The sequence below is a fragment of the Micromonospora sp. NPDC000121 genome, assembly GCF_042899165.1.
GTDB lineage: Bacteria > Actinomycetota > Actinomycetes > Mycobacteriales > Micromonosporaceae > Micromonospora.
Genome location: NZ_JBIAZP010000014.1, coordinates 67328 through 92338 on the forward strand (window position 1 = coordinate 67328; position 25011 = coordinate 92338).

Here is a 25011-nt window from a genome sequence, read left to right on the forward strand (position 1 = left end):
CTCTGCGCGCTCCCTGTCCGGCCCCCGGTCGGCGGCCTCGGCGAGCACGCATACCCGGCCGGGCGGAAGAAATGCGCACCGGCGGCCCGCCCCCGGGTCGCCGCCCGGTAGCATCCCGGCCCGTGGGCGTGCGATTCGAGGAACTGGCCTGGCGCGAGACGCCGATCGGCCTCATCAGCCTGCGCCGGCGCCGCGACCCGTCGCTCGACGTCGAGGTGTACGAGGTCAAGCTCGACGACGAGTTCCTGATGTCCAGCCTCTTCCCCGTCGCGGAGATCGAGCTGGCCCGGCTGGGGCTGGCCCCACTGGCCGGGCGCGACCTCGACGTGGTCGTCGGCGGCCTCGGCCTCGGCTACACCGCCCGCACGGCGCTCTCCGACGACCGGGTCGGCTCGCTGCTGGTGGTGGAGGCGATCGAGGACGTCATCGACTGGCACCGCCGGGAGTTGCTGCCGTTCGCCGCCGGGCTGGCCGCCGACCCGCGTACCCGCTTCGTGCGGGCCGACTTCTTCGCCGCCGTCGCCGACGGCACCGGCTTCGACCCGCAGGCGCCGGGACGGCGGTTCCACGCCGTGCTCCTCGACGTCGACCACTCGCCGCGCAACGTGCTGCACCCCACCCACGCCGCCTTCTACACCCCGGACGGCCTGCGCCGGCTCGCCGCCCATCTGCACCCGGACGGGGTGTTCGCGCTCTGGTCGGACGACCCGCCCGACGCCGCGTTCGAGGAGGCGCTCGCCGCGGTGTTCCGCACCGCGCGGGCACACGTCGTCCCGTTCGCCAACCCGCTGACCGGCGGGGAGTCGAGCAACACCGTGTACGTCGCGCAGCGCTGAAAGGGCCCCTGACCAGGCGTTTTTCGGCGGCCCGCGACCGCATGGCGCGGGCCGTACCGGGAAGGCGGACGGGGCCGCGCGAGCGGCCGGAGTCACGGGAGGTGGACATGCGGGCCATGCTCTGGGTCGTCGCCGTCATCGCCGGCGCGCTCGTCCTGCTCGGGCTGCTCCTCGAGGCGGCGCGCTGGCTGGTGATCATCGGCGCGGTGGCGCTGCTCGCGGTCGTCGTGCTGGCGGCAGTCAGGGGGCGGCAGGCGATGCACCACTCCGCCGGGCGCCGGTGACGTCGAGCGCGGCGGCCAGTTCCTCGTCGTAGGTCGCGATCGGCCGCCCGTCGGCGGCGTAGGCGACGAGCCGGCCGTGGGCCATGGTCGCCGACCGGAACGAGAACGTCCGGGGTCCCGGGTGGGCCGCCAGCAGCGGGATGACCCGGGGCGCGCCGCCGGGGGCGGAGTGGTATTCCAGGCGGGCGACCGCCGGCGACACCACCCCGTTGACCCGGACCTTGGTCTTCTCCCGACGGGTGCCGAAGGTCACCGGGGCGTCGGTGCCGTACGCGGCGCACTGGACGGGGCCCCGGCAGACGAAGAAGTAGCGCGGGTTGTCCACGTCGGACAGCGTGTACGCCTTGAACGTCGGGTCGGCGCCCGCCGGCAGCGGCTGCACGGCGAAGAACGCCACGGCCAGCGCGGCGGTGGTGCCCACCCGCAGCCAGCCACGGGCCGCCGGCGTCCGCCGGCCCGCCCCGGCCACCGCCAGCGCCGCGCCGCCGAAGCCGGCCAGGCAGAGCACCACGACGCCGAGCGCCCGGGCGTTCTCGAAGAGGAACTGGATCCCGGGGGTCGTCGAGACCGGGGCGAGCACCACCCCCAGCGAGACCACCATCGTCACCAGCAGCGCGCCGCCGGCCACCCGCCGGGCGATCCCCTCGGCGCCGATCAGCAGCATCGCCGCCAGCACCGGCCAGATCTGGTGGTGGGTCCAGGACACCGGCGAGGCAGCGACGGTGGCGCAACCGACGAGCACGGCGGCGTGCCCCGGCCGCCCCTGCGCGGCCAGGTGCCGCGCCCGCAGCAGGGCCACCCCGCAGAGGACGGCCACCAGGGCCGCCCAGAGCAGCGGCAGGGACGCCTCGTCGAGCCCGACCCGCAGCAGCATGCCGTGCACCGACTGGTTGCCGAGCGAGGCGAGGTTGCCGATCCGCGACGTGTCGCGCATCGCCTCGGTCCAGTACGTCCAGCTCGCCGCCGGCAGGACCGCCGCGCCCAGCGCGGCGCAGGCCAGGAAGGTGACCAGGGCCCGCCCGGCGTCCCGGTAGCGGCCGGTGGCGAGGAAGTAGACGACGAAGAGCAGCGGGGTCAGTTTGACCGCGGCGGCCACCCCGACGAGCACGCCCCGCAGCCGGGCCGGGACGACGCCCATGCCGTCCAGCAGCGCGAGCAGCACGATGAAGATGCTGACCTGGCCGAAGCGGAGGTTGCTCTGCACCGGCGCGGAGAGCATCAGGGCGCAGGCGACGGCCGGCACGACGAGGGACCGCCGGGGCCCGGGGCCGGCGAGCAGGCGGCCCACCGGCACCGCGATGGCGACCACCGCGAGGCAGGTCAGCGCCAGCCAGACGCCCTGCGCGACCCCCTCGGGAACCGCGGCGACCGGCCAGAGCACGAGGGCCGCGAACGGCGGATAGGTGAAGGGCCCGCCGTTCTCGGCGGCGAAGTCGTAGAGCGGTCGGCCGGCGTGCAGGTGCAGCAGCGCGCCCCGGTAGATGTGCAGGTCGGAGAGGCGGTCCGGGCGGAGCGTCACGAGCGCGGACGACACCGCGGCGGCAGCGACGAAGACCGACCAGAGCGCCGCCACCCGCCGATTCCGCATCGTCGGAGTCTACGGCCGGCGCCCGTCCGCCGGGGACCCCGACGGACCCCTACGCGACGGTGGGTCACCGAGGCCCGCGACCGGCGGTTCGCCGACGGCTGAGACGGGCGCGCCCGGTCAGGCGGGCCACCCGCACCGCCACGCGCGGGCCGGCCCCGGCGGGCGGTGGCGCCGCCCGGTCAGAACCAGTCGTCGCGCATCTCCAGCGTGGTGCGGTCGAGGCTGTCCAACAGGTCGAACTGCGGCCCGGTGCGGGGCAGCTCGTAGCGGAAGTAGTACCGGGCGGCCTGCCGCTTGCCGGCGTGCAGGTCGGCGTCCGGACCGTCGCCCGGGCCACCGGCCGCCTCGACGACGAGCAGCTGCTCCAGCCACATCCAGGCGATCACCACGTGGCCGACCGCCTCCAGGTAGACGGTCGCGTTGGCCAGCGCCACCTCCGGGTCGCCGGCGCTCCACAACCGCCGGGTGACCAGGGTGATCCGGTCCAGGGCCGCGCCGAGCGGGGCGGCCAGCTCGGCGGCCTCGCCCTCGGCCTTCCACGCCCGGGTGACCGTGGCGCGGGCCGTCTCGACCAGCAGCGCCAGCCCGGCCCCGCCGCGCATGGTCACCTTGCGGCCCAGCAGGTCCAGCGCCTGGATGCCGTGGGTGCCCTCGTGGATGGGGTTGAGCCGGTTGTCGCGCCAGTGCTGCTCGACGCGCGCGTCGTAGTCGCGGGTTTGACGTTCTCCCGGTCCTAAAGGACGGGGATTCCCTCCGCGCTGCGCGCAGAACAGCGCGCAGCGCCCGGGTGGATTCCTGCTTCTCGGCGCGGTGCCGGCACGGGTGCCGGTCTTACCTGCGCTCCACAGGCGTTTGAGTTGTCCCAGCGTCCCTGGGCCAACACGTTGATGGCTGCGTTGACGTCCCGGTCGTGGACCGTCCCGCACGGGCAGGTCCACGACCGGACCGACAGCGGCTTCGGTCCGTCGAGCCGGCCGCACTGCGAGCATGTCTGGCTCGTGGGCGCAAACCGGTTGATCTTGCCGAAGATGCGCCCGGCGCGGGCGGCCTTGTACTCCAGCATCCCGACGAAGGACGCCCAGCCCGCATCGTGCACGGACTTCGCCAGCCGGGTCCGGCCGAGACCGACGACGCACAGGTCCTCGACGTACACCGCTTGGTTCTCGCGGACGATCCGAGTCGAGAGCTTGTGCTGCCAGTCCCGGCGCGTGTCGGCCACCCTCGCGTGCGCGCGGGCGACCTTGACCACGGCCTTCTTGCGGTTGGCCGAGCCCTTAGCCTTGCGGGAAAGGTCTTGCTGCAACCGGCGCAGCTTGCGGGCCGCGCGGCGCAGGAACCTCGGCGCGGCGACCTTCGTGCCGTCGGACAGCACGGCGAAATGCGTCAGCCCGAGGTCGATACCCACCTCGGATGCGACCGGCGGCAACGGCGAGTCGTCCACCCGCACGACGAACGAGGCGAAATACCGGCCTGCCGCGTCCTGGATGATCGCCACCGACGACGGTGCGGCCGGCAGCTGACGCGACCACCGCACGTGCAGGTCACCGATCTTCGGCAGCCGCAACCGGCCGTTGTCCAGCACACAGAAGCGGGCGTTGCTGGTGAAACGAATCGCCTGCCGGTTGTCCTTGCGCGACCGCAACCGCGGCGGCGCCACCCTGCGGCCGGTGCGCTTGCCCGTGACCGAGGCTAAGAAGTTGCGGTAGGCGGCGTTCAGGTCCGCAAGAGCCTGCTGCAACACCACCGCCGAAACCTCACCCAGCCACGCCCGTTGCGGGGTGCGCTTGGCCTCGGTGATGACCCGCCTGGACAACTCGGCGTCCGACACGTACGGCAAGCCCCGCTCACGGGCCTGCTCACGTGCGCGCAGCCCGTCATTGAACACCACCCGCGCGCACCCGAACGCCCGCGCCAACGCTTCCCGCTGGACCGGCGTCGGATAGACGCGGTAGTTGTACCGCAACTGCACACCGGACAACCTAGCAATGGCCTATGACCAACTCCGGAAACATCCGCACCGGCAGACACTGCGTTCACCCTGCACGCAAACTTGGTCTTCGTGACCACCCGCCGGGATGCGTCAACAGTTTCCCGACCTGTGTCCGCCACTACTACCAAGTAAGGTCGGCGGCCCGGGTGTGCGGGGCGAACCGCTCCGTGGCCACCCGCTCCGCGAGGTCCAGCACGGCGTCGAAGGTCTCCCGGGAGTGCTCCGCGTAGCGGGGCCGCTCGGTCAGCCGGGTCACCTCCAGCCAGTCGTGCAGCAGGAACCGCAGGTCGCGACGGGAGAGCAGAGCGGACGACGACACGGGTCTCCTTCCGTCGGCGGGCGCGCCGCTGGCCGCGTGCCCCGGCGATGTCCTCGCGCAGGTCATCCTGACCGATCCGGCCGGTAGGCGCACCATCCCGCGCCCTGCGGCATGTCGTGACGGGGTCGCACCGGCCCGACACCTCCCGCTGGTCGAGCCGGGCGCCGGGCCGCGCGACCGGAGGCGGGCTGAAACGTGGCGGCGCGCCGCGGCGGGCTCCACTACGGTGGACCGGTCGGATCGCCGAGCCACCGGAGGACGCTTCCTTGTCCGACGCGCCGTCCGCCGAGCCGTACCTGCCCAGCTTCAATCCGATGATCGTGCCCTGGCATCTGACCTGGACGGAGGTGGACCCTGCCCGGCAGCCGTTCGATCCGGACACCGCCCCGGCCGTCGTCCGCTCGCTGCCGCCGGCCGCCACTGTCCCTACCCGTCCACGCGGCCGGTCGGGCCGGCCCGAGGTCCACGAATGGGGGCAGCGGCAGGGCATGCGGTGGGCCGACGAGATGAGCTTCGCGATCGTCGGTCACTACGGGCACTGGACATCGGGCTGGCGGTGGGGCGTCGGCGAGTCGGACTTCGGCGGGGGCCCCGTCCACGCCTGGTGCTGCCCCGCCGACAGCATGGGTGACCCCGAGCAGACGCTCGGCGTGGTCACCGAGGCGCTGGTCGAGTGGCGGGGGTGGCTGGAGGAGCTGGCCGAGCGCTTCGAACGGTTCCTGCCACTGATCGCCGCCGACCGCGCGGACCCGGCCGCCTGGGAACGGGCGGTGGCGCACCTGGTCACCGTGGTGGTCGACCGGACCTGCGCCGACGGCCCCTGGGAGTGGCACTGCCGGCAGGTGCTCGGCTGGTTCCTCGGCTTGGCGGGCCTACCGTCCGAGCGGCACAAACCACTGCTCGACCGATCGATCGGCGGTCGATTCGACGACTTCCGCACCCCGTCGAACCGGCTGATCCAGGACGTCGCCGAACGATTCGGCCGGGCGGTGACCGGCCGGGGAGCAAGCCCACCGCCGCGACCGGAAGATGTCCGGAGGGGTGATCGTGGGCGCGGACGCTGAGATCTTCGTGTTCGACTACGGGCGCTACCGCGGCGACGTCGTGCCGGCGCTGCTGGAGCTGCTGCGCACCGGTGAGGTCGTGCCGTGGCTCGACGGCGTGTTCCGGGCCGCGACACCGATGGGCGGGCAGGGCTACGACGTACTGTGGCCGCGGTTGGCCGCGCGACTGCGGGAGCGGCCCACGGATCTCGCCCGGTACTGCACGTGGCTCGGCCCCGACCTGCGGTACGTCGGGGAGGACCGGGTGAACCGCGCGACCGGCGAGCAGCTCACCTGCCCGTCGCGCACGTGCCCGGAGCGCGTGCGGTGCCCGTTCCATCGGGATAATGACCCGCACGCCGTCGAGGAACTGAACGCGCTGCACGAGGCGCTGGTCGCGGTGTGCTGCCTGGGGCCGTCACAGTTCGTCGGCCGCTCCGTCACCCCGGACTACTACCTGCCGGTGCTGGAACGTCAGGGCGTGTCCGCCGACGATCCGCTGCGGGCGCTGCTCGCCGCGCTTGCCACGCGCGGTGCGGCGCTGGGCTTCCAGTTCGGCGGCACGGAGGGCATCCACGGCTGGCTGACGGTCGCCGAGACCGCCGAACTGTCGGCGCGTCTCGCCCGACTGGACCTGCCCCGGTACGAGCCCACGTTCGCCGCCATGGCGTACCTGTGGAGACGTGCCCGGTCGACGAGGTGCGAGTGGCAGGACGTGAGCCTGTCGTTCGTACGCACTGTGGCCACGATCGCCGCCGGTGCCGGGCGGGCAGTGCTGTGGGGTAACGACGTGGTCCCGGATCTCTGGCGCGACATCCACGGCATCCAGGCATGACGGCACGGTGATCCACCCGGACACCGGGCGTCTGCGCCGCAGGGGGTGACGCGACGGCATCCATGCGCCGGCACCGGTCTCGTCCCGGGCGGATCCGTCAGCGGGCGGCGGTCAGCTCGGCCAGCCGTCGGTCGGCGAGTTCCTGGATGCGGTCCTTGTCGCTGACGATCACCGTGCCCGGGTCGGCGTCCGGCAGCTCGTCCTCCAGCCGCCGGATCGGCCGGTACGCCCACCCGGCGGCGGCGAGCGCCAGGGTGCACAGCCCGGCGACGACGGCGGTGAGCGCGATCCCCCGCCCGGGCCCGTGCCCGATCACCGCGCCGAGCGTCCCGGCGACGCCGTCGCCGGAGGCCATCAGCGGCTCGAAGACCCCCTCGGCGAGCGGGGCGGCGGTGAGGAACCCGGCGGGCACCATCAGCCAGGAGAGCATCAGCGTGGTGGAGAGCACCCGGCCCTGCAACTCCAGCCCCACCTTGGCCTGCACGATGGCCAGCCAGTGCGTGTTGACCAGCGCCGAGGCGAGCCCCAGCCCGAACAGGCCCACCGCCGGGAAGACCGGGTCCGGCCGCAGCCCGACGGTGACCATCGCGACGCCGAGCAGCACGACGGCGGTCAGGATGCCCGTGGTCCGCCGCGCCGTACCGCCCCACACGCCCATCAGGATGCTGCCCAGCAGCAGCCCGGCGCCGCTGGCGGCGAGCACCACGCCGAGCACGGAGGGATCGCCGAAGGAGAGGGTCAGCGGGGTGGCCAGCACCTCGACGACGGCGAAGAAGTAGTTGAGCAGCGCGGTCAGGACGATCATCGCGAGCAGGCCGTGCCGGCGGGCGATGAACCGCCAGCCCCCGAGGACCTCCTGCCCGAACGACTCCTCCCGCTTCTTGAACAGGGTGTCGGGGAAGCGTACGGCGAGGGTGATGCCGACCGCGACGGCGAAGCTGACCAGGTCGATCAGGACGATGCCGCGGAGGCCGATCGCGACGACGAGCGCGCCGCCGACCAGTGGGGCGAGCACGGTGCTGGTCGCGGTGCCCAGCGAGACGAGGCCGTTGGCCCGGCCGTAGTACCGCTTGGGCACGAGCTGGGTCACCGCCGCGAGGTACGCCGGTTGCTGGAACGCGGTGGCCAGCGCGCTGGCCGTGAGCGCGGCGAAGACGTGCCAGAGCTGCGCCCGGCCGGTCCAGAGCAGCACCGCGAGGACGACCGTGCCGCAGGCGGCGAAGGAGTCGGCGCACACCATGATCAGACGGCGGTCCCACCGGTCGGCCAGCGCGCCGGCGATCGGCGAGAGGACGACCGCCGGCAGCAGCGCCAGCACGGAGGCCAGCGCGAACCAGGAGATCGAGCCGGTGCGCTGGTAGACCCACAGCGACAGGGCGAACCCGGTCAGCCCCGTGCCGACCAGCGACACGAGCTGCCCGAACGCGACCAGGAAGAACGTGGTCAGCCCGGAGCGGGCCGGCGGAGTCGGCGCGGGGGCGGCCGTCCGGGGCACGCGCCGGCCGGGCGGCGCGGCGGACGACCCGGCCACCGGGCCGGCCGTTCGGGGCGGCGGCGCACCGCCCGACGCCCCAGACGGTTCGGCCGAGGCCGCCACCTCGCCGGAGACCCCCTCCCCGACGGCCGGCCCGACAATGGCCGGCTCGGCGTCGGCCGGCTCGGCGACGACCGCCGCGTCCGGCGGGTCGGCCAGGATGATGTCGGCCAGCTCCGTGGCCTGGTGTTTCTGGAAGTAGTGCCCCGCGCCCTCGATCGTGCGCAGGCAGACCGAGTCGGAGAAGTACCCCCACTCCAGGTAGCGCTCCTCGTACAGCTCTGTGGCGCGGTCGCCGGTGCCCACCACGCAGACGATCGGGGCCGCCAGCCGCCGGGGCAGCCCCTGGGCGTAGACGTCGGTGTAGTAGTCCTCGCCGATCCGGGTGTCCGCCAGGAAGACCCCCATCAGGAACTCCTTCTCCCGCTCGTCGAGCACGTCGGTGAAGAAGCCCATGGCGCGCAGGAAGTCCAGCGCGTGCCGCTTCGACGTCCAGCGCTCCATGGGGAAGGCACGGCGGAACCAGCGGGCGAACCGGCCCGGCAGCCGGGGCGCCGGGAAGTGTCCGCCGACGACCACCCGGCGTACGTCCACCCCGGCCGCCTCCAGCCGCCGGCCCAGCTCGACGGCGGTGGCGCCGCCCATGCAGTGGCCGTAGACCAGCACCGGCCCGGAGATGCCGGCGGTCACCTCGGCCACGCACCGCTCGATCAGCTCGGCCATGCCCAGGGCCGGCTCGTCCGGCCGGTTGAGGTCGTGCCCGGGGCGTTGCAGGGCGTAGAGCGCGACGTGTGCGGGCATCGCGGCGGCCAGGGACTGGTAGGTCACCGCGCCGGCCCCGGCGAACGGGACGCAGAGCACCGTCACCGCCGGCGCGGCCGCCCGGGGCGGGGTCAGCTCGTGCAGCAGCCGGTCCGGCTCGCCCGCCGCGGCATCGGCGTGCCCGGTCAGGCCGCGGATCGTCGGGTGGCGGAACAGGTCCAGCACGCTGATCGGCGGCGCGATGCCGCTGAGCGCCCGGATCGCCGTGAACGAGTCCCCGCCGAGGTCGAAGAAGTCGTCGTCGATGCCGACCCGGTCGTAGCCGAGCACCTGCGCCCAGCGCTCGGCGAGGGCGGCCTGCAGCGGGGTGGTTGGCGCCGCGCCGCCGTCGACGTCGCGCGGCCCACCGCGCTCGGGCGCCGGCAGGGCCCGACGGTCGACCTTGCCGTTGTCGGTCAGCGGCAGGGCGTCGAGCGGCACGTACGTCGTCGGGACCATGTAGTCGGGCAGCCAGTCGCGCAGGAACGCCCGCCACCGGCCGGCCCCCTCGTCGGGCTGCTCGGGGGGCGGCGCGAGGTACGCGACCAGCGCCGGCTCGCCGTCGAGGTCGCGCACCACGACGGCCGCCTCCCGCACCGCCGGGTGCCGTTGCAGCGCCGCCTCGATCTCGCCCAGCTCGATGCGGTGGCCGCGCACCTTCACCTGGGAGTCGTTGCGGCCGAGGCACTCGATCGTGCCGTCGGGACGCCACCGGGCGAGGTCGCCGGTGCGGTAGAGCCGGGCTCCCGGCCGGTCGGCGTACGGGTCGGGCCGGAACCGGTCGGCGGTCAGGCCCGGCTGGTCGAGGTAGTCGCGGGCCACCCCGGCGCCGCCGAGCCAGAGTTCCCCGACCACCCCGACGGGCACCGGCCGCAGCGCCTCGTCGAGCACGTACGCCCGCAGGTTGGCGATCGGCCGGCCGATGGTGACCTCGGGCGCGTCCGGCGCGATCCGGGCGGCGGTGGCCCAGATGGTGGCCTCCGTCGGGCCGTACATGTTCCACAGCTCGCCGACCCGGGCGGCCAGGTCCCGGGCCAGCGGCGGGGGCAGCGCCTCCCCGCCGCAGAGCGCCTTCAGCCCCGGCATCCCGGCCCAGCCGGAGGCGAGCAGCAGCCGCCAGGTGGCCGGGGTGGCCTGCACGACGGTGGCCCCCTCGGCGCGCAGCAGCGCGGCCAGCCCGGCGCCGTCGTAGCCGACGTCCCGGCCGGCGACCACCACCCGGGCGCCGACCACCAGCGGCAGGAACAGCTCCAGCACGGAGATGTCGAAGGCGAAGGTGGTCAGCGCGACCAGGGTGTCGTCGGCGGTCAGGCCCGGCGCGTGCCGCATCGCGGTGAGCAGGTTGACCACCGAGGCGTGGCTGACCCGCACGCCCTTCGGCCGGCCGGTGGAGCCGGAGGTGTAGAGCACGTACGCCAGATGCCCGGGCATGGTGACCGGCTCGGGGTCGGCGGCGCACTCGACGGCCAGCGAGGGATCGTCGACGCGCAGCACCGGGCCGGCGAAGTCCGCGAACCGGTCGGCCAGCCCCGGCTCGGTGACCAGCACCGCCGCGCGGCTGTGGTCCAGCACCCAGCGCTGCCGGTCGAGCGGGTACGACGGGTCCAGCGGCACGTACGCGCCACCGGACTTGAGCACGCCGAGCAGCGCCACCAGCAGGTCGGCCGAGCGTTCCATCGACACGGCGACCGTCACGTCCGGCCCGACGCCGACCCGGCGCAGCCGCCGGGCCAGGCGGTTGGCGCGCACGTTCAGTTCGGCGTAGCTGAGGGTGCGGCCCGCGAAGGTGACCGCGGGGCGGTCCGGGGTGCGGGCGACCTGCTCCTCGACCAGCCGGGCCAGCCCGACCGCCGGCACCGGCGTGGCGGTGGCGTTCCACTCCCCCAGCTGCCGGTGCCGCTCGGCGGGGGTCAGGATCTCGACGTCGGCGAGCCGGCCGTCCGGGTCCGCCACGAACGCGGTCAGCAGCGTCTCCAGGTGGGCCAGCATCCGCTCGGCGGTGCCCGGGTCGAACAGCGCCGTGTTGTACTCCAGGCAGCAGAGCAGCCCGTCCGGCCGGTCGTACGCGTACAGGGCGAGGTCGACCTGGGCGGTGCCGGGTTCGACGGTGAGCTGCTCGACCCGCAGGCCGGTCATCGCCAGGTCCTGTTCGGGCAGGTTGAGCAGGTTCACCATCACCTGGAACAGGGCGTTGCGGCTGAGGTCGCGGGGCACGTCGAGGGCGTCCACCACCCGCTCGAAGGGCGTCTCCTGGTGGTCGTACGCGGCCAGGGCGGTGCGGCGGGTCTCGTCGAGCAGCCGGGCGACGCTCCAGTCGCCGTCGAGGGTGGTGCGCAGCACGATGCTGTTGAGGAAGAAGCCGACCATCGGCTCCAGCTCGGCGCGGACCCGGCCGGCGACCGGGGAGCCGACGCAGATGTCGCGCTGCCCGGTGTAGCGGAACAGCAGCGCCTGCACGGCGGCGAGCACCGTCATGTAGAGGGTGGCGCCGTGCCGCTGGCCGAGGTCGCGGACCCGCTCGGTCAGCGCGGGCGGCAGGGTCAGCCGGGCCACCGCCCCGTCGAAGGTCTGCACCGGCGGCCGGGGCCGGTCGGTGGGCAGTTCCAGGGCACCCGTCGCGCCGGCCAGCCGCTCGGTCCAGTACGCCAGGTCGGCGGAGTCGGCGGCGGCCCGCTCCCGCTGCCAGCGGGCGTAGTCGGCGTACTGGACCGGCAGCTCGGGCAGGGGCGAGGGCAGGCCGGCGGCGAAGGCGTCGTAGAGGGCGCCCAGGTCGGCCCGGATCACGCCGAGCGACCAGCCGTCGGAGACGATGTGGTGCATCGCGAGGCAGAGCACGTGCCGCCCCGGCCCGGAGCGGAACAGCACCGGCCGGAACAGCGGCCCCCGTTGCAGGTCGTACGGGCGGCGGGCCTCGGCGACCAGCGCCGCGCGTTCCCGCTCGGCGAGGTCCGCGTCGTCGGCGCCCCCGGCGGCCAGGTCGACCACCGGCAGGTCGACCGGCGCGGCGGGCAGCACCACCTGCACCGGGTCGCCGTCGTCGGGGCCCGGGCGGACGACGGTGCGCAGCACCTCGTGCCGGCGCACCAGCTCGGTCAGCGCGTCGGCGAGCACGTCGACCCGCAGGTCGCCGTGCAGCCGCAGGGCGGTGAGCACCGCGTACGCGACCTGGTCGTGCACCTGCTCCAGGAACCACAGCCGGCGCTGCCCGGAGGAGACCGGGGCGGGCCCGGGGTCGGTGCCGCGCGGGATCGGCGGCACCACCGGCTCCGGCGCGGCCGGCAGGGCGGCGGCGACCCCGGCGACGGTCGGCCGGGCGAACACCGCCTCGATCGGCAGCGCCACGCCGAGCCGGGCGCGCACCCGGGCGACGACCTGGGTGGCGAGCAGCGAGTGGCCGCCGAGGGCGAAGAAGTCGTCGTGCGCGCCGACCGGAGCGACGCCGAGCAGCTCGGACCAGATCTCCGCCACCGCCCGCTCCGCCTCGGTGCGGGGGGCTAGGTAGGCGGTGGTCAGCGGCGGTCGGTTCCCCCGGTCCGGCGAGTCCACGCCGCCGTACGGGGCGCCGCCGTCCCCGAGGGACGCGGGTTCCGCGCCGGGCGGCCCGGCGGGCACGCCGGGCGGCGGAGCCGGGCGCGGGGCGGGGACGCCGCGGTCGACCCAGTGCCGTTGCCGCTCGAACGGGTAGGTGGGCAGTTCCACCCGGCGGTGCGGCCCCGTGTGGAAGGGGGACCAGTCGACGCGTACGCCGGCGAGCCAGAGCCGGCCCACGGCGTCGAGCGCGACGCGGTGGTCGTCGGCGTCGGCGCGGACGTGGCGCATGACCTGCACCACCCGCTCGGGCCGCGCGCCGCTCTGGCGCAGCAGCCCGCCGAGGGTGTGCCCGGGGCCGACCTCGGCGACGACGAGGCCCCGGTCGGCCAGCAGCGCCGCGCAGTCGGCGAAGCGGACCGTGCCGCGCAGGTGCCGCACCCAGTACTCCGGGTCGGTGACCTGCCCGGGCCCCACGACGGCGCCGGTGACGTTCGACAGGAACGTCGTCGTCGGCTCGGCGTAGCGGACCTGCCGCGCCTCGGCGCGGAAGTCGTCGAGCACCGGGTCGAGCAGCGCGGAGTGGAAGGCTCGATCGGCGGGCAGCGGGCGGGTCTCGACCCCGTCGCGGTCGAGCCGCCGGCGCAGGGCGGCGACGGCGTCGGGCGGGCCGGACACGACGCACAGGCCGGGCGCGTTGACGGCGGCGAGGTCCAGGTCGTCGCCGAGCAGCGCGCCCACCTCGGCCTCCGGCAGGGACACGGCGAGCATCGCGCCCGGCTCGGTGGTCTGGGCGAGCCGGCTGCGGGCGCACACCAGCCGCAGCGCGTCCGCGACGGAGAACACCCCGGCGAGGCAGGCGGCGACGTACTCGCCGAGGCTGTGCCCGGCCACCGCCTCGGGGCGCAGGCCCCGGTCGACCAGCAGCCGGGCCAGCGCGTACTCGGTGACGAAGAGCGCCGGCTGGTTGATCCGGGGCTCGGCGATCAGGCGCTCCGCCTCGGCCCGGCCGGCGGGCGTGGGGTCGAGCACCGTGCGCAGGTCCAGCCCGAGCGGCTCGCGCAGCAGGTCGGCGCAGTGGTCCACGACGGCCCGGTAGCCGGGCTCGGCCCGGTACAGGCCGGCGCCCATGCCGACGTGCTGCGCGCCGTGGCCGGGGAAGACGAAGGCCAGGCCGGCGTCGCCGTCGGTCGCGGCGGTGAGCAGCCGCGCCGGGTCGCCGAGCGCGTCGAGGGCGTCGGCGCGGTCGGCGCAGACGACGGCCCGCCGGTGCGCCATCTGCCGCCGCCGGCCCAGGCCCGCGGCCACGTCCGCCAGCCGCAGCGCGGGGTACGCGTCGAGGTGCGCGCGCAGCGCGTCGGTGGCCCGGTCCAGCGCGGCGGGCGTACGCGCGGACAGCACCAGCAGGTGCGGGCCGGCCGGCGGCGCGGCGGCCTGCGGCACGGCGGCGGCCGGCGGGGCCTCCTCCAGCACGACGTGGGCGTTCGTGCCGCCCATCCCGAAGGAGCTGACCCCGGCCCGGCGCGGCCCCCCGTCGCCCGGCCACGGCCGGGCCCGGGTCGGCAGGTGGAACGGGCTGGCGGCGAAGTCGATGGCGGGATTGGGCCGGCGCAGGTTGACCACCGGCGGCAGGGTACGGTGCCGCAGCGCCAGCACGGTCTTGATCAGCCCGGCGACCCCGGCCGCCGCGTCGGTGTGCCCGATGGCGGCCTTGACGGAGCCGAGCGCGCAGAACCCGGTGTCGGCGGTGCCGCGGCGGAACGCCTCGGTGAGCGCGGCGACCTCGATCGGGTCGCCGAGGCTGGTGCCGGTGCCGTGCGCCTCGACGTAGCCGACCGTGCGGGGGTCCACCCCGGCCACGGCGAGGGCCCGGCTGACCACCTCGGCCTGGCCGGCGACGCCGGGGGCCGAGTAGCCGGCCCGGCGGGCGCCGTCGTTGTTCACCGCCGAGCCGCGGATGACCGCGTGCACCAGGTCGCCGTCGGCGAGGGCGTCGGCGAGCCGGCGCAGCACCACGATGCCGACGCCGCTGGAGGCGATGGTGCCGCGGGCGTCGGCGTCGAACGGGCGGCAGTGCCCGTCCGGGGAGAAGAGCCCGCCGTCGTGGTACAGGTAGCCCTGCCGCGGGGCGGGGAAGACGCTCACCCCGCCGGCCAGCGCCAGGTCGCACTCGCCGGCGAGCAGGCTCTGCCGGGCCAGGTGCACCGCGACCAGGGAGGTGGAGCAGGCGGTGCCGACGCTGACGCTCGGCCCGGTCAGGTTCAGCTTGTACGACGCCCGGGTCGCCAGGAAGTCCTTGTCGTTGCTCAGGGCGAGCTGGTACTCCCCGAGCGCCCGGATCTCCTCCGGCGCGTCGCGCAGGTGCTCCGACAGGTAGTCGGCCCGGCCGGAGCCGGCGAACAGCCCGATCTGCCCCGCGTACGCCTCGGGGTCGTGGCCGGCGCGTTCGAGGGCCTCCCAGGCGCACTCGAGCAGCAGCCGGTGCTGCGGGTCGAGCACCTGCGCCTCGCGGGGCGTGAAGCCGAAGAACTCGGCGTCGAAGCGGTCCACGTCCGGCAGCTCGGTGCCCCACCGCACGTACGCCGGGTCGCCGATCAGCGTCGGGTCGGCTCCGTCGGCGAGCAGTTCCTCGGTGCGGAACTCGCGGACGGCCTCCACGCCGTCGCGGACCAGCCGCCAGAACTCCTCCGGGGTGCGGGCGCCCGGGAAGCGGCAGGCCATGCCGACGACCGCGATCGCGTCCCCGGGCACGCCCGTGCGCGCGGACGCCGGCGCCGCGCGCGGCGCCGGGACGGACGGCGGCGCGGTGACGCCGGCGAGGAACCCGGCCAGCGCGGCGACGGTGGTGTGGCGGAACAGGTCGGTCACGGTGAGCACCGGGCCGAGCCGCTCGACCAGCAGCCGGTGCACGGCCAGCAGCCGCAGCGAGTGCCCGCCCAGGTCGAAGAAGTTGTCCCGGGCGCCGACCCGGTCGACGCCGAGCACCTCCCGCCACACCTCGGCGACAAGGCGCTCGGCGGCGGCGAGGTCGCCGACCGGCGGCACCGGCACGTCCCCGGCCGGCCGCTCCGTGGCCGGCACGCCGCCCGGGACCGCCGCGCGCCCGGCCACCGCCGACGGCTCCATCGGCGGCCCGGCCGGGCCCGCGCGCCCCGCCACGGTCGCCGGGTCGACACCCTCCGCCTCGACCGCCGGCTCCGGCCCGCCGCCGGGGGGCGGCGGGAGGGCGGCCGGGTCGAGCTTGCCGTTGCCGGTCAGCGGCAGCGCGTCGACGCCGACGAACGCGGCCGGCACCAGGTGTCCGGGCAGCTCCGCCCGCAGCCCGGCGCGCAGCGCGGCCGGGTCCGGGTCGCCGGTGAGGTAGGCGACCAGCCGGGGGTCGTCGGGGTCGTCGCGGCGCAGCACGACGGCGACGTCGGCGTCCGGCCGAAGCCGGCGCAACGCCGCCTCCACCTCGCCGGGCTCGATGCGGTAGCCGCGCAGCTTGACCTGCCTGTCGGCGCGGCCGAGGAACTCCAGGACGCCGTCGGGGCGCCACCGGGCCAGGTCACCGGTGCGGTAGAGCCGCCGCCCGCCCTCGGCGGCGAACGGGTCGGGCAGGAACCGCTCGGCGGTCAGCCCTGGCCGGTTCAGGTAGCCGCGGGCCACGCCCGCACCGCCGACGTACAGCTCGCCGGTGACGCCGACGGGGACCGGGTCGAGCCGGTCGTCCAGCACGTACAGGGTCGTGTTGGCGATCGGCCGGCCGATCGGCACGGAGCCGGTCCGCGCGGTGCCGGGGCCGACCTCGTACACCGCGCAGCCGACGACGGTCTCGGTCGGGCCGTACTCGTTGACGAGGCGGGTGCCGGGGGCGTGGTCCCGCCACAGCGCCACCTGGTCGGCGCGCAGGTTCTCCCCGCCGATGACGAACGCCCGGGTCCGGCCCGCCGCCCCGGTCGCCCCGATCTGCCGGTTGGCGATCTCCAACTGGGCGGGGGTGATCTTGACCAGCCCGTACGGCGTGCGTCGCGCGCGCAGCGCCTCGCCGAGCCCCGCCGGCCCGAGGTCGTCGGGGAGCAGCTGGACGGTCGCGCCGGCCGCCAGCGGCACCAGCAGGCTGGTCACCGTCAGGTCGAAGCCGATCGAGGAGTGCACCGGCACCTCGTCGCCCGGGCCCAGCCGGTACGCGGCGCCCGCCCAGCGCAGGTAGTTCACCACGCCCCGGTGGGTCACCATCACGCCCTTGGGGCGGCCGGTCGAGCCGGAGGTGTGGATGACGTAGGCGAGGTCGTCCGGGCCGGTCGGCACGGACACCGGAGCCGCCCCGGTCGGCGGCGTCGGGTCGCGGTCGACCTCGACCGGGCGGGCCGCCCCCGCGGGGAGCCGGTGCCGCAGCCGGGCGGAGGTGAGCACCACCGGTGCGCCGCTGTCGGCCAGGAGGTGCCCGAGCCGGGCCGGTGGGTGGGTGGGGTCGAGCGGCACGTACGCGGCCCCGGCCTTCAGCACCGCGAGCAGCGCCACCGGCAGCGCGGCGGACCGCTCCAGCAGGACGCCCACGAGGTCGCCGACGCCGATCCCCTCGGCGCGCAGGCTCGCGGCGAGCGCGTCGGCGCGGGCGTCGAGTTCCCCGTAGCTCAGGGTGCGCACGTCGTCGGCGACCGCCGGGGCGTCGGGCGACTCCCGGGCCCACCGGCCGACCAGCGCGTGGACGCTGTCGTCCGGCCGGGCGGCGGCGGTGTCGTTCCAGTCCACCAGCATCCGCCGGCGGTCCCCGGCGGCGAGCAGCCGGGCGTCGCGGATCCGGACGTCGGGGTCGGCCAGCAGGTCGGCCAGCAGGGTCCGGAAGTGTCCGGCGAGCCGCGCCACGGTCGCCGCGTCGAACACGTCGGTGCGGTACTCGACCACGGCGTCGAGCCCGTCGGCGCCGGGGCGGACGGCCACGGTCAGGTCGAACTTGGCGGTGCGGGTCGGCACCTCGACGCAGGTCGCGTCGATCCCGGGCAGCCGCAGCGGCGCGGGCGCGTCGGCGTGCACGAACATCACCTGGAACAGGGGGCTGTGCCCGGCGTGCCGGGCCGGACGCACCGCCTCGACCACGCTTCCGAAAGGCAGCTCCTGCCGCTCCTGCGCGGCCAGCACCTCGGCCCTGACCCGGGCGACGCAGGTGGCGAAGGTCGGGTCGTCGGTCAGGTCGGTCCGGATCACCACGGTGTTGACGAACAGGCCGACCAGCGGCTCCGTCTCCGGGCGGCCGCGGTTGGCCACCGGGGTGCCGACGGGCACGTCGTACCGGCCGGTCCACCGGGCCAGCAGCACCTGGAACGCGGCGAGCAGCAGCAGGTACGGGGTGACGTTGAGCCGCAGGCACAGCGCACGCAGCACGTCGGGCGGGACGTCCAGCGGGAACGTGGCCGTGGCGCCGGCGTGCGACGGCGCGGCGGGCCGCGGGCCGGGGGTGGGCAGCTCCAGCACCGGCGGCGCGCCCGCGAGCCGCTCCCGCCACCAGCGCCGCTGCGCCTCGGCCTCCGGGCCGGCCAGCCACCGGCGCTGCCACTGCGCGTAGTCGCCGTACGTGACGGGCAGCGCCGGCAGCTCGGCGGACCGGCCGGCCAGCCGGGCGGCGTACGCCTCGGAGAGTTCGTCGGCGACGATCCGCAGCGACCACTCGTCCACCGCCGCGTGGTGCGCGGTCAGCACCAGCACGTGGTCGGTGTCGGCGAGGCGCAGCAGGCGGGCCCGCAGCACCGGGCCACCACCCAGGTCGATCGGGGTGGCCGCCTCGGCGGCGAGGCGGGCGGCCAGCTCGTCCTCCCGCGCGGACGCGGCCAGCCCGGTCAGGTCCAGCACGGCCAGCAGGCCGGTCGGCGGTTCGGCGACCACCGGCACCACCCGGTCGCCGTCGACGCTCAGCGTCGTGCGCAGCGGCTCGTGCCGGGCGACCACCGCGTCGAGCGCCGCGCTCAGGGCGGACAGGTCCAGTGGGCCGCGCAGCCGCCACGCCACCGGCGCCAGGTACGCCGGATCGCCCGGATCGGCCTGCGCCAGATACCACATCTGCCGCTGCCCGGCCGACGCGACGCGGCCGGCGTCCCCGCCGCCGGGGGTGATCGCGTCCGCGCCGGGGACGGCCGCGTCCCCGGCGGCGGCAGCGGCGCGTCGGGCGCGCAGGGCGGCGAGCAGCGCGGCCTGGCGCGGGGAGAGCACCTCAGTCATCGAGGCGCCCGAGCATCGTCTCGGCCTCGGCGTCCGAGCAGGCCAGCACGCTGAGGTAGAGCGCGGCGGCCTCGTCCACGGCGGGACCGTGCTCGGCGCGCAGCGCGGCGATGAACTCGCCCAGCGTGGGATGCTCGAAGACGGCGCCCAGCGGCACCCGCACGTCGAGGGCGGCGCGCAGCCGGGCCGCCATCCGGGCGGCCACCAGGGAGTCGCCGCCGAGCACGAAGAAGTTGTCCTCCGCCGTCACGTGGTCAGCCCGCAGCGCGGCGCGCCAGGCGTCCGCCACGACCTCCGCGACCCCGTCCCGCGATCCGTCCGTCGTCATCGTGTCCCCCCGTTGTCCGCGCCGGCGCCGGTGGCGCCGGCGTCGACTTCCAGCTCGAAGATCCGCGCCCGCAGCAGGTCGATGGCCTCCTCGTCGTCGGCGGCCTCGGCCAACGGCGCCGGGACCGGGCCGCTGCGGGCGGCGTCCAGCAGGAACCAGAGCCAGGCCAGGTACCGTCCAGCGATCTCGTCGGCCGCGGTCGCCGCCTCGGCCGGGTCGAACCCGTTCGTGGTGACGAAGGCGCGGGCGAGCCGGGTCAGCTCGTCCCGCAGCCCGTCCACGGTGGCCGCCGGGTCGGCGAGCAGCGGCGTCGGGTCGGCCGGCGCGGGCTCGCCGGTGAGCTTGCGGTGCAGCAGCGCGTACTCGCGGCGGACCGTCTCCTCGTCCGGCACGGTCGCGGCGACCAGGACCAGGTCGACCGGTGGCCCGTCGGCGTCGGCGAGGGCGCGGACCAGGTGGTGGGCGAAGACCGCCGCGCTGCAGTAGCCGACGACCGTCACCGCGCCGGCGTCGGCGGGTCGCAGCCGGAGGAACTCCGCCGCGCAGGCGTCCGCCAGGGCGCGGTGGCCGGGCAGCCCCGGGTGCAGCTCCAGGGTCGTCACCGGGTCGAGCCGCCAGATCTCGTGCTGGACGTCCGGCCCTGTGACGACCGGGCCGGGCAGGTCGCCGCCCGAGCCCGCCGCCCCGGCGGCCTCGGCCGCCGCGAGCGCCGCGGCGAGGCCGGGGCCGGCGGAGTCCCCGGCGAACTCAACCGTCAGCAGGCACCCGAACCGTCCCTCGCTCACCTGGCGCAACGCGATCGTCCGTGCCATCGGGGTCTCCTTGTGCGTACGCGTCGAGCTGGTCGGTGACGGCGGCGGCGAGCGTGGCCGCGGCGTCCGGGGTGAGCGCCCGCCCGTCGGCCTCGACGAGGACGGACAGCGCCCCGCCCGGGTGCTGCCGCAGGGTCAGGCAGATCGGGAAGCGGTTGGCGGAGCGGGGCAGCTCCCGCCGCCGCCAGGTGACCGGGCCGGTGACCAGCTCCGGCTCCTCCACGGAGTCGAGATAGCAGGTCGGGTACGCGCCCGGCGGCGCGCCGGTGCCGCGCTGCACCTCGCCGGCCACCTCCCGGAACGGGGCCTGCTCGGCCACCGCCCGACGCAGCTCCGTCCGGACCCGGCCGAGGATGTCGGCCCAAGGCTTGCGCAGGTCCGTGCAGGGCAGCAGCACGGTGTTGACCGCGTACCCGGCGACGTCGAACTCGTCGGCGGCCCGGCGGGTGGTGGTGGCGCAGCCGACGACCACCGCGTCCCGCTCGAGCAGCGCGCCGAGCGCCCGCGCGTACGCGGCGGCGGCCAGCTCGGTCGCGGTGCCGTCGCCCGCCCGGGTCAGCGCCCGGGCCGTGGCGCGCACCGGACGGGTCACCACGGTCCGGCCGGTGCCGCCGGGCACCGGGGGCGGCTCGGCGATCCCGCGCACCCGGGCGGCGGTGGCGCGGACGGCCTCCCGGACGGCGGCGTCGGCGACCCGGGCCGACCGGCGCAGGTTCAGGTCGCACAGCGTGGTGGCGGGCGGTGGGGGCGACCAGGCCGGGTCGTCGTGGCAGCGGGCCAGGTCGGTCAGGAACAGCCGCAGGGACCACGCGTCGACCGCCAGGTGGTGCCAGACCAGCAGCAGGTCGGTGCGGTCGCCGGAACCGAGCACGGCGCAGCGCAACAGCGGCTCGGCCGCCGTGTCGAACGGGCGGCGGGCGCGGGCCCGCACGGCCGCGTCGAGCGCCGGGCCGTCGGCGACCTCGACCAGTTCCACGGTCGGCGGGTGCCGGTCGAGCACCAGCTCGGGCAGGCCGTCGACGAGCCGCAGCCCGGCGCCGAACGCGGGGTGGGCGGCGACCGCCCGGCGCAGCGCGGCGGCCAGCCGGCTCCGGTCCACCCGGGACGTGGTGCTGAACCAGACCGGCTCCACGTAGAGGTCGGTGCCCGGGTTCAGCTCGTCGTGCAGCCACAGCCCGAGCTGCTCGGGGGTGAGCGGCGCGCGCCGCACCCCCACCTCCGGCGGGGTCGCGGCCCTCGGCGCGGCCCGCCCGGCGGCGTCGGGCGGGCGCTCGGTCGACGCCGCCCGGAGCCGGGCGGCGAGGGCCGCCGCGTCGGGGGCACGCAGCACGTCGGCGGGGGTCACCCGCATGCCGGTGCGCTCGGTGAGCCGGGCAGCCACCCGGGCCGCGGCGAGCGAGGTGCCGCCGAGCGGCAGGAAGGCGTCGCCGGGCCGGATCTCCCCGGCCGGCAGCACCCGCCGCCAGGCGTCGAGCACCACACCGACCGGGCCAGCGGCATCGGCCGGATCGGGCGCGTCGGCCGGGCCGGGCACGTCGGCCGGTTCCCCGGGATCGGTCGAGCCGGCGGCGGGCAGGGGCAGCGCGGCGAGCCGGTCGTGGTCGTACTTGCCGTGCGGGGTGAGCGGCAGCCGGGGCAGCAGGGCCACCACCGCCGGCACGGCGTACCCGGGGAGCCGGTCGCGGGCGTGGTCCCGTACCGCCCGCTCCGTCAGCCCGGCACCCGGCTCCGCCGCCACGTACGCCACCAGCACGTCCCCGAGCCCGTCCCACCGCCGGGCCGCCACCACCACGTCGCGGACCCCGGTCAGCAGGCGCAGCACCGACTCCACCTCGGCCGGCTCGATCCGGTAGCCGCGGAGCTTGACCTGCCGGTCGACCCGGCCGAGGAAGAGCAGGTTGCCGTCGGGCAGGGTGCGCGCCAGGTCGCCGGTCCGGTAGCGGCGGGTGCCGTCGGCCGCCGGGTCGAACGCCGGCTCCCCGTCCGGGTCCCGCAGGTAGCCGCGGGCCACCGCCGCGCCGGCGACGACCAGCTCGCCGGTGCCGGTCGGGCGGCACGACCCGTCCGGCTGGCGCAGCAGCAGCCGGGTGCCCCGCACGGCGGTGCCGATCGGCGTGCGCTCGCCGGCCACGGCGCCGTCGCGGGGCACCACGTACAGGGCGCAGCAGACGGTCGCCTCGGCCGGTCCGTACCCGTTGACGACGGTCAGGGCCGGCCGGCTGCGGGCGATGTCCTGCAACAGCGGGCGCGGGATCGGCTCGACGCCGACCAGCAGCCGGCGCAGCCCGGACAGCGCCCCCGGCTCGGCGCGCAGCAACGCCCGCAGCTCGGGCAGGAACGCCGGCGGCACGTACGCGCTGCCCGCCCCCGCCTCGTCCAGGAACCCGGCGAGCGCGGCGCCGTCGTGCCGGGCCCCGTCCGGCACGACCCGCACCGTCCCGCCCCGCACGAGCGGGGCGAAGCACTCCCACACCGCCACGTCGAAGGAGGGGCGGGTCCACCACGTGCCGGTGTGCCCGTCCGGCGCCGGCGCCCGGTCGTCGAGGTCGGCGAGGAGGTTGAGCAGGCTGCCGTGTTCCACCTGCACGGCCTTGGGCGTGCCCGTCGAGCCGGAGGTGTGCACCACGTACGCGACGTCGGACGGCTCGCCGACGTCGGCGAGGGGCGCGGCCGGCCGGGCCCCGACGGCGGCCGGCGTGAGGGCGGGCCACCCGGGCGGGGCGGACCCGGCCACCACGAGCGCCGGTTCGGCGGCGTCGAGCAGCGCGGCGACGCGGGCCGGCGGCTGGCGCGGGTCCAGCGGCACGTACGCCGCCCGCACCGCGAACGCGCCGACGGCGGCGGCGACTGCGTGCGCGCCCGGCTCCAGCAGCAGCGCGACCCGGTCGCCGGCGCCGACGCCGCGCGCGGCGTACCCGGCGGCGTAACGGCCGGCCAGCTCACGCAGCCCGGCCCAGGTGACGACGGCGTCCTCGGCGTGCACGGCGACCGCGTCCGGTCTCCGGTCGGCGGCGGCGAGCAGGTGGGTGAGCAGGGTGCCGGTCACCGGGCCGCCCCGACCCCGTCGGGCGCGACCGGCCCGCCGGCCCGCAGCGCCTCGACGGCCGCGAGGTAGTCGGCGAAGCGCCGGTGCTCGTAGAGCAGCGCGGCGCGCACGTCGACCCGTAGGCCCTGCCGGACCTGGGCGGTCAGCCGCACCGCGAGCAACGAGTCCCCGCCGACGGTGAAGAAGTCGTCGTCGGGGCGGGGCGGCGCGCCGAGCACGGCCCGCCACGCCTCGGCGACCGCCGTCCCGGCCTCCCCCGCCGGGACGGGCGGGTCCCCCAGCACGTCGGCCTCCTCCGGCGCGGCGGGGCCGGACCCCGGCACGTCGTCGCGGCGCTCGCCGGCCAGCCGCTGGGCGGTGCCGGCGCGCAGCGCGGCCCGGTCGAGCTTGCCGGTGGTGGTCAGCGGCAGGGCGTCGCACCGCTCCACGAGGTGCGGCACCATCGCGGCGGGTAGCCGGGAGCGCAGCCAGTCCCGTACGGCGTCGGCGTCGACCGCGCCGACCACCCAGGCCACCAGCAGCGTCTGCCCGTCCCGGTCCAGCGTGCCGGCGGCGGCCTGGCCAACCCCCGGCATGGCGAGCAGGGCGAACTCCACCTCCCGCGGCTCGATCCGGTGGCCGCGGACCTTGACCTGGTCGTCGGTGCGGCCGACGAAGTGCAGCTCGCCCTCGCGGTCGCGCCGGCAGACGTCCCCGGTGCGGTAGTGCCGCTCCCCGTCGGCGACGCCGAAGGCGGCGGCGGTCTCGGCGGGCGCGGACCGGTAGCCGCGCGCCAGCACCGGCCCGGCGACGACCAGCTCGCCCTGCTCGCCGTCGTCCTCCGGGCCGGTCGGAGCCAGGGTCAGCCGGGCGCCGGCGACCGGCCGTCCGATCGGCGGCGGACCGGTCCGGTCGGTGTGCCGGCGCAGGTCCGACGTGGCGGTGACCAGGATGGTCGCCTCGGTGGGTCCGTAGAGGTTGTGCACGGCGGCGCCGAAGTCGGCCGGCGGCCAGGTGCGCAGCCGGTCGCCGCCCGTGGCCAGGCTGCGCAGCCGGCCGGTGTCGGCCCCGGCGCGCAGCAGGTGCTCGGCGAGCGGGGTGGTGAGGAAGCAGTGGTCGACCTCGCGTACCGTCGCCGCCACCCGCTCCGGGTCGCGGGCCACCGACTCGTCGGCGAGCAGCACGGTGGCGCCGCGCATCAGTGGCGCCCAGAGGTCGAGCAGGGCGGCGTCGAAGGCCAGCCCGGCGAAGGCGGCGGTCCGCACGCCCGGCCCGAGGCGGAAGGCTGTCGCGTACCAGTCGAGGACCGTCCACAGGCTGCGGTGGGCGACCTCGACCTGCTTGGGCCGGCCGGTGGAGCCGGAGGTGGAGATGAGGTACGCGAGGTCCTCGGCGTCGGGCAGCCGCAGGTGTTCCTCCCGGCCCGCGCGTACCGGGGTGACCCCGGCGGGCAGCCGGTCGCCGCACTCCTCGGCGGTGACGGCGACGCGGCAGCCGGCGTCGGTGAGGATCCGGGCGACCCGGGCCGCCGGCAGCGCCGGGTCCAGCGGGAGGAACGCGGCGCCGCAGAACCAGGCGGCGAGCTGCCCGACGACGGCGTCCGCGGTGCGGGGCCGCAGCACCGCGACGACTCGCCCCTCGGCGCCGCCGGCGTCCAGCGTCGGGGCCAGCGCCCCGGCCAGCGTCGCGGCGGCGGTGACGAGGTCCCGGTAGCGCAGCGTGCCGTGGCTGTCGACGACCGCCGGTCGATCGGGGTGCGTCCGGGCGGCGCGCAGCACCTGGGCGGGGACCGTGGCGGGGCGGTGCTGACCGGCACGCGCGGCGGTCACGGCTTCCCGCAGGGTCGGGTCACGACAGCGCCTCCAGGTCGCGGCGGAAAGGGTGCGTAACAGC

13 protein-coding genes are annotated in these 25011 nt (G+C 76.5%); 4 read left to right on the forward strand and 9 right to left on the reverse strand.

Annotation, left to right across the window (positions count from 1 at the left end):
- Positions 1 to 122: 122 nt before the first annotated feature.
- On the forward strand, positions 123 to 836 hold the full coding sequence (locus tag ACFY23_RS29060) for a spermidine synthase (protein ID WP_350684502.1): 714 nt from the start codon (positions 123 to 125) through the stop codon (positions 834 to 836).
- Between the two features lie 107 nt (positions 837 to 943).
- Positions 944 to 1120: a hypothetical protein gene (locus tag ACFY23_RS29065; protein ID WP_350684503.1), complete on the forward strand. Its 177-nt coding sequence runs from the start codon at positions 944 to 946 to the stop codon at positions 1118 to 1120.
- On the opposite strand, the gene ACFY23_RS29070 is transcribed toward ACFY23_RS29065, so the two are convergent.
- From ACFY23_RS29070 to ACFY23_RS29085, 4 genes are all read right to left on the reverse strand, one after another.
- Complete coding sequence (locus ACFY23_RS29070; RefSeq protein WP_350684504.1) at positions 1077 to 2708, reverse strand: glycosyltransferase 87 family protein; 1632 nt, start codon at positions 2706 to 2708, stop codon at positions 1077 to 1079. The genes ACFY23_RS29065 and ACFY23_RS29070 overlap by 44 nt on opposite strands.
- Positions 2709 to 2887: 179 nt before the next feature.
- Entirely contained in the window at positions 2888 to 3310 is a 423-nt protein-coding gene (locus ACFY23_RS29075) for an acyl-CoA dehydrogenase C-terminal domain-containing protein (protein ID WP_350684505.1), read from the reverse strand.
- Positions 3311 to 3441: 131 nt separating this feature from the next.
- Positions 3442 to 4677, reverse strand: coding sequence for a transposase (locus ACFY23_RS29080; protein WP_350684506.1), 1236 nt, complete (start codon positions 4675 to 4677; stop codon positions 3442 to 3444).
- 142 nt (positions 4678 to 4819) lie between these two features.
- Positions 4820 to 5017 (reverse strand): acyl-CoA dehydrogenase N-terminal domain-containing protein, encoded by a 198-nt coding sequence (locus ACFY23_RS29085; RefSeq protein ID WP_350684507.1) that lies wholly within the window; start codon positions 5015 to 5017, stop codon positions 4820 to 4822.
- Between the two features lie 266 nt (positions 5018 to 5283).
- On the opposite strand from ACFY23_RS29085, the gene ACFY23_RS29090 reads away from it, so the two are divergent.
- Both ACFY23_RS29090 and ACFY23_RS29095 read left to right on the forward strand, forming a co-directional pair.
- Complete coding sequence (locus tag ACFY23_RS29090) at positions 5284 to 6081, forward strand: hypothetical protein (RefSeq protein ID WP_350684508.1); 798 nt, start codon at positions 5284 to 5286, stop codon at positions 6079 to 6081.
- Complete coding sequence (locus ACFY23_RS29095; protein ID WP_350684509.1) at positions 6065 to 6895, forward strand: hypothetical protein; 831 nt, start codon at positions 6065 to 6067, stop codon at positions 6893 to 6895. Before ACFY23_RS29090 ends, ACFY23_RS29095 begins: the two co-directional genes overlap by 17 nt.
- Positions 6896 to 6992: 97 nt before the next feature.
- On the opposite strand, the gene ACFY23_RS29100 is transcribed toward ACFY23_RS29095, so the two are convergent.
- From ACFY23_RS29100 to ACFY23_RS29120, 5 genes are read right to left on the reverse strand one after another with little or no spacing between them, the layout of a single operon-like run.
- Positions 6993 to 18953 (reverse strand): non-ribosomal peptide synthetase/type I polyketide synthase, encoded by an 11961-nt coding sequence (locus ACFY23_RS29100; protein ID WP_350819506.1) that lies wholly within the window; start codon positions 18951 to 18953, stop codon positions 6993 to 6995.
- A complete protein-coding gene (locus ACFY23_RS29105) occupies positions 18946 to 19281 on the reverse strand; it encodes a phosphopantetheine-binding protein (protein WP_350685066.1) in 336 nt (111 codons plus the stop codon). Before ACFY23_RS29105 ends, ACFY23_RS29100 begins: the two co-directional genes overlap by 8 nt.
- Positions 19278 to 20093: a hypothetical protein gene (locus ACFY23_RS29110; protein ID WP_350685065.1), complete on the reverse strand. Its 816-nt coding sequence runs from the start codon at positions 20091 to 20093 to the stop codon at positions 19278 to 19280. The genes ACFY23_RS29105 and ACFY23_RS29110 overlap by 4 nt, the downstream gene beginning before the upstream one ends.
- A complete protein-coding gene (locus ACFY23_RS29115; protein WP_350685064.1) occupies positions 20029 to 23139 on the reverse strand; it encodes an AMP-binding protein in 3111 nt (1036 codons plus the stop codon). The genes ACFY23_RS29110 and ACFY23_RS29115 overlap by 65 nt, the downstream gene beginning before the upstream one ends.
- Positions 23136 to 24947: a non-ribosomal peptide synthetase gene (locus tag ACFY23_RS29120; RefSeq protein ID WP_350685063.1), complete on the reverse strand. Its 1812-nt coding sequence runs from the start codon at positions 24945 to 24947 to the stop codon at positions 23136 to 23138. Before ACFY23_RS29120 ends, ACFY23_RS29115 begins: the two co-directional genes overlap by 4 nt.
- Positions 24948 to 25011: the final 64 nt, after the last annotated feature.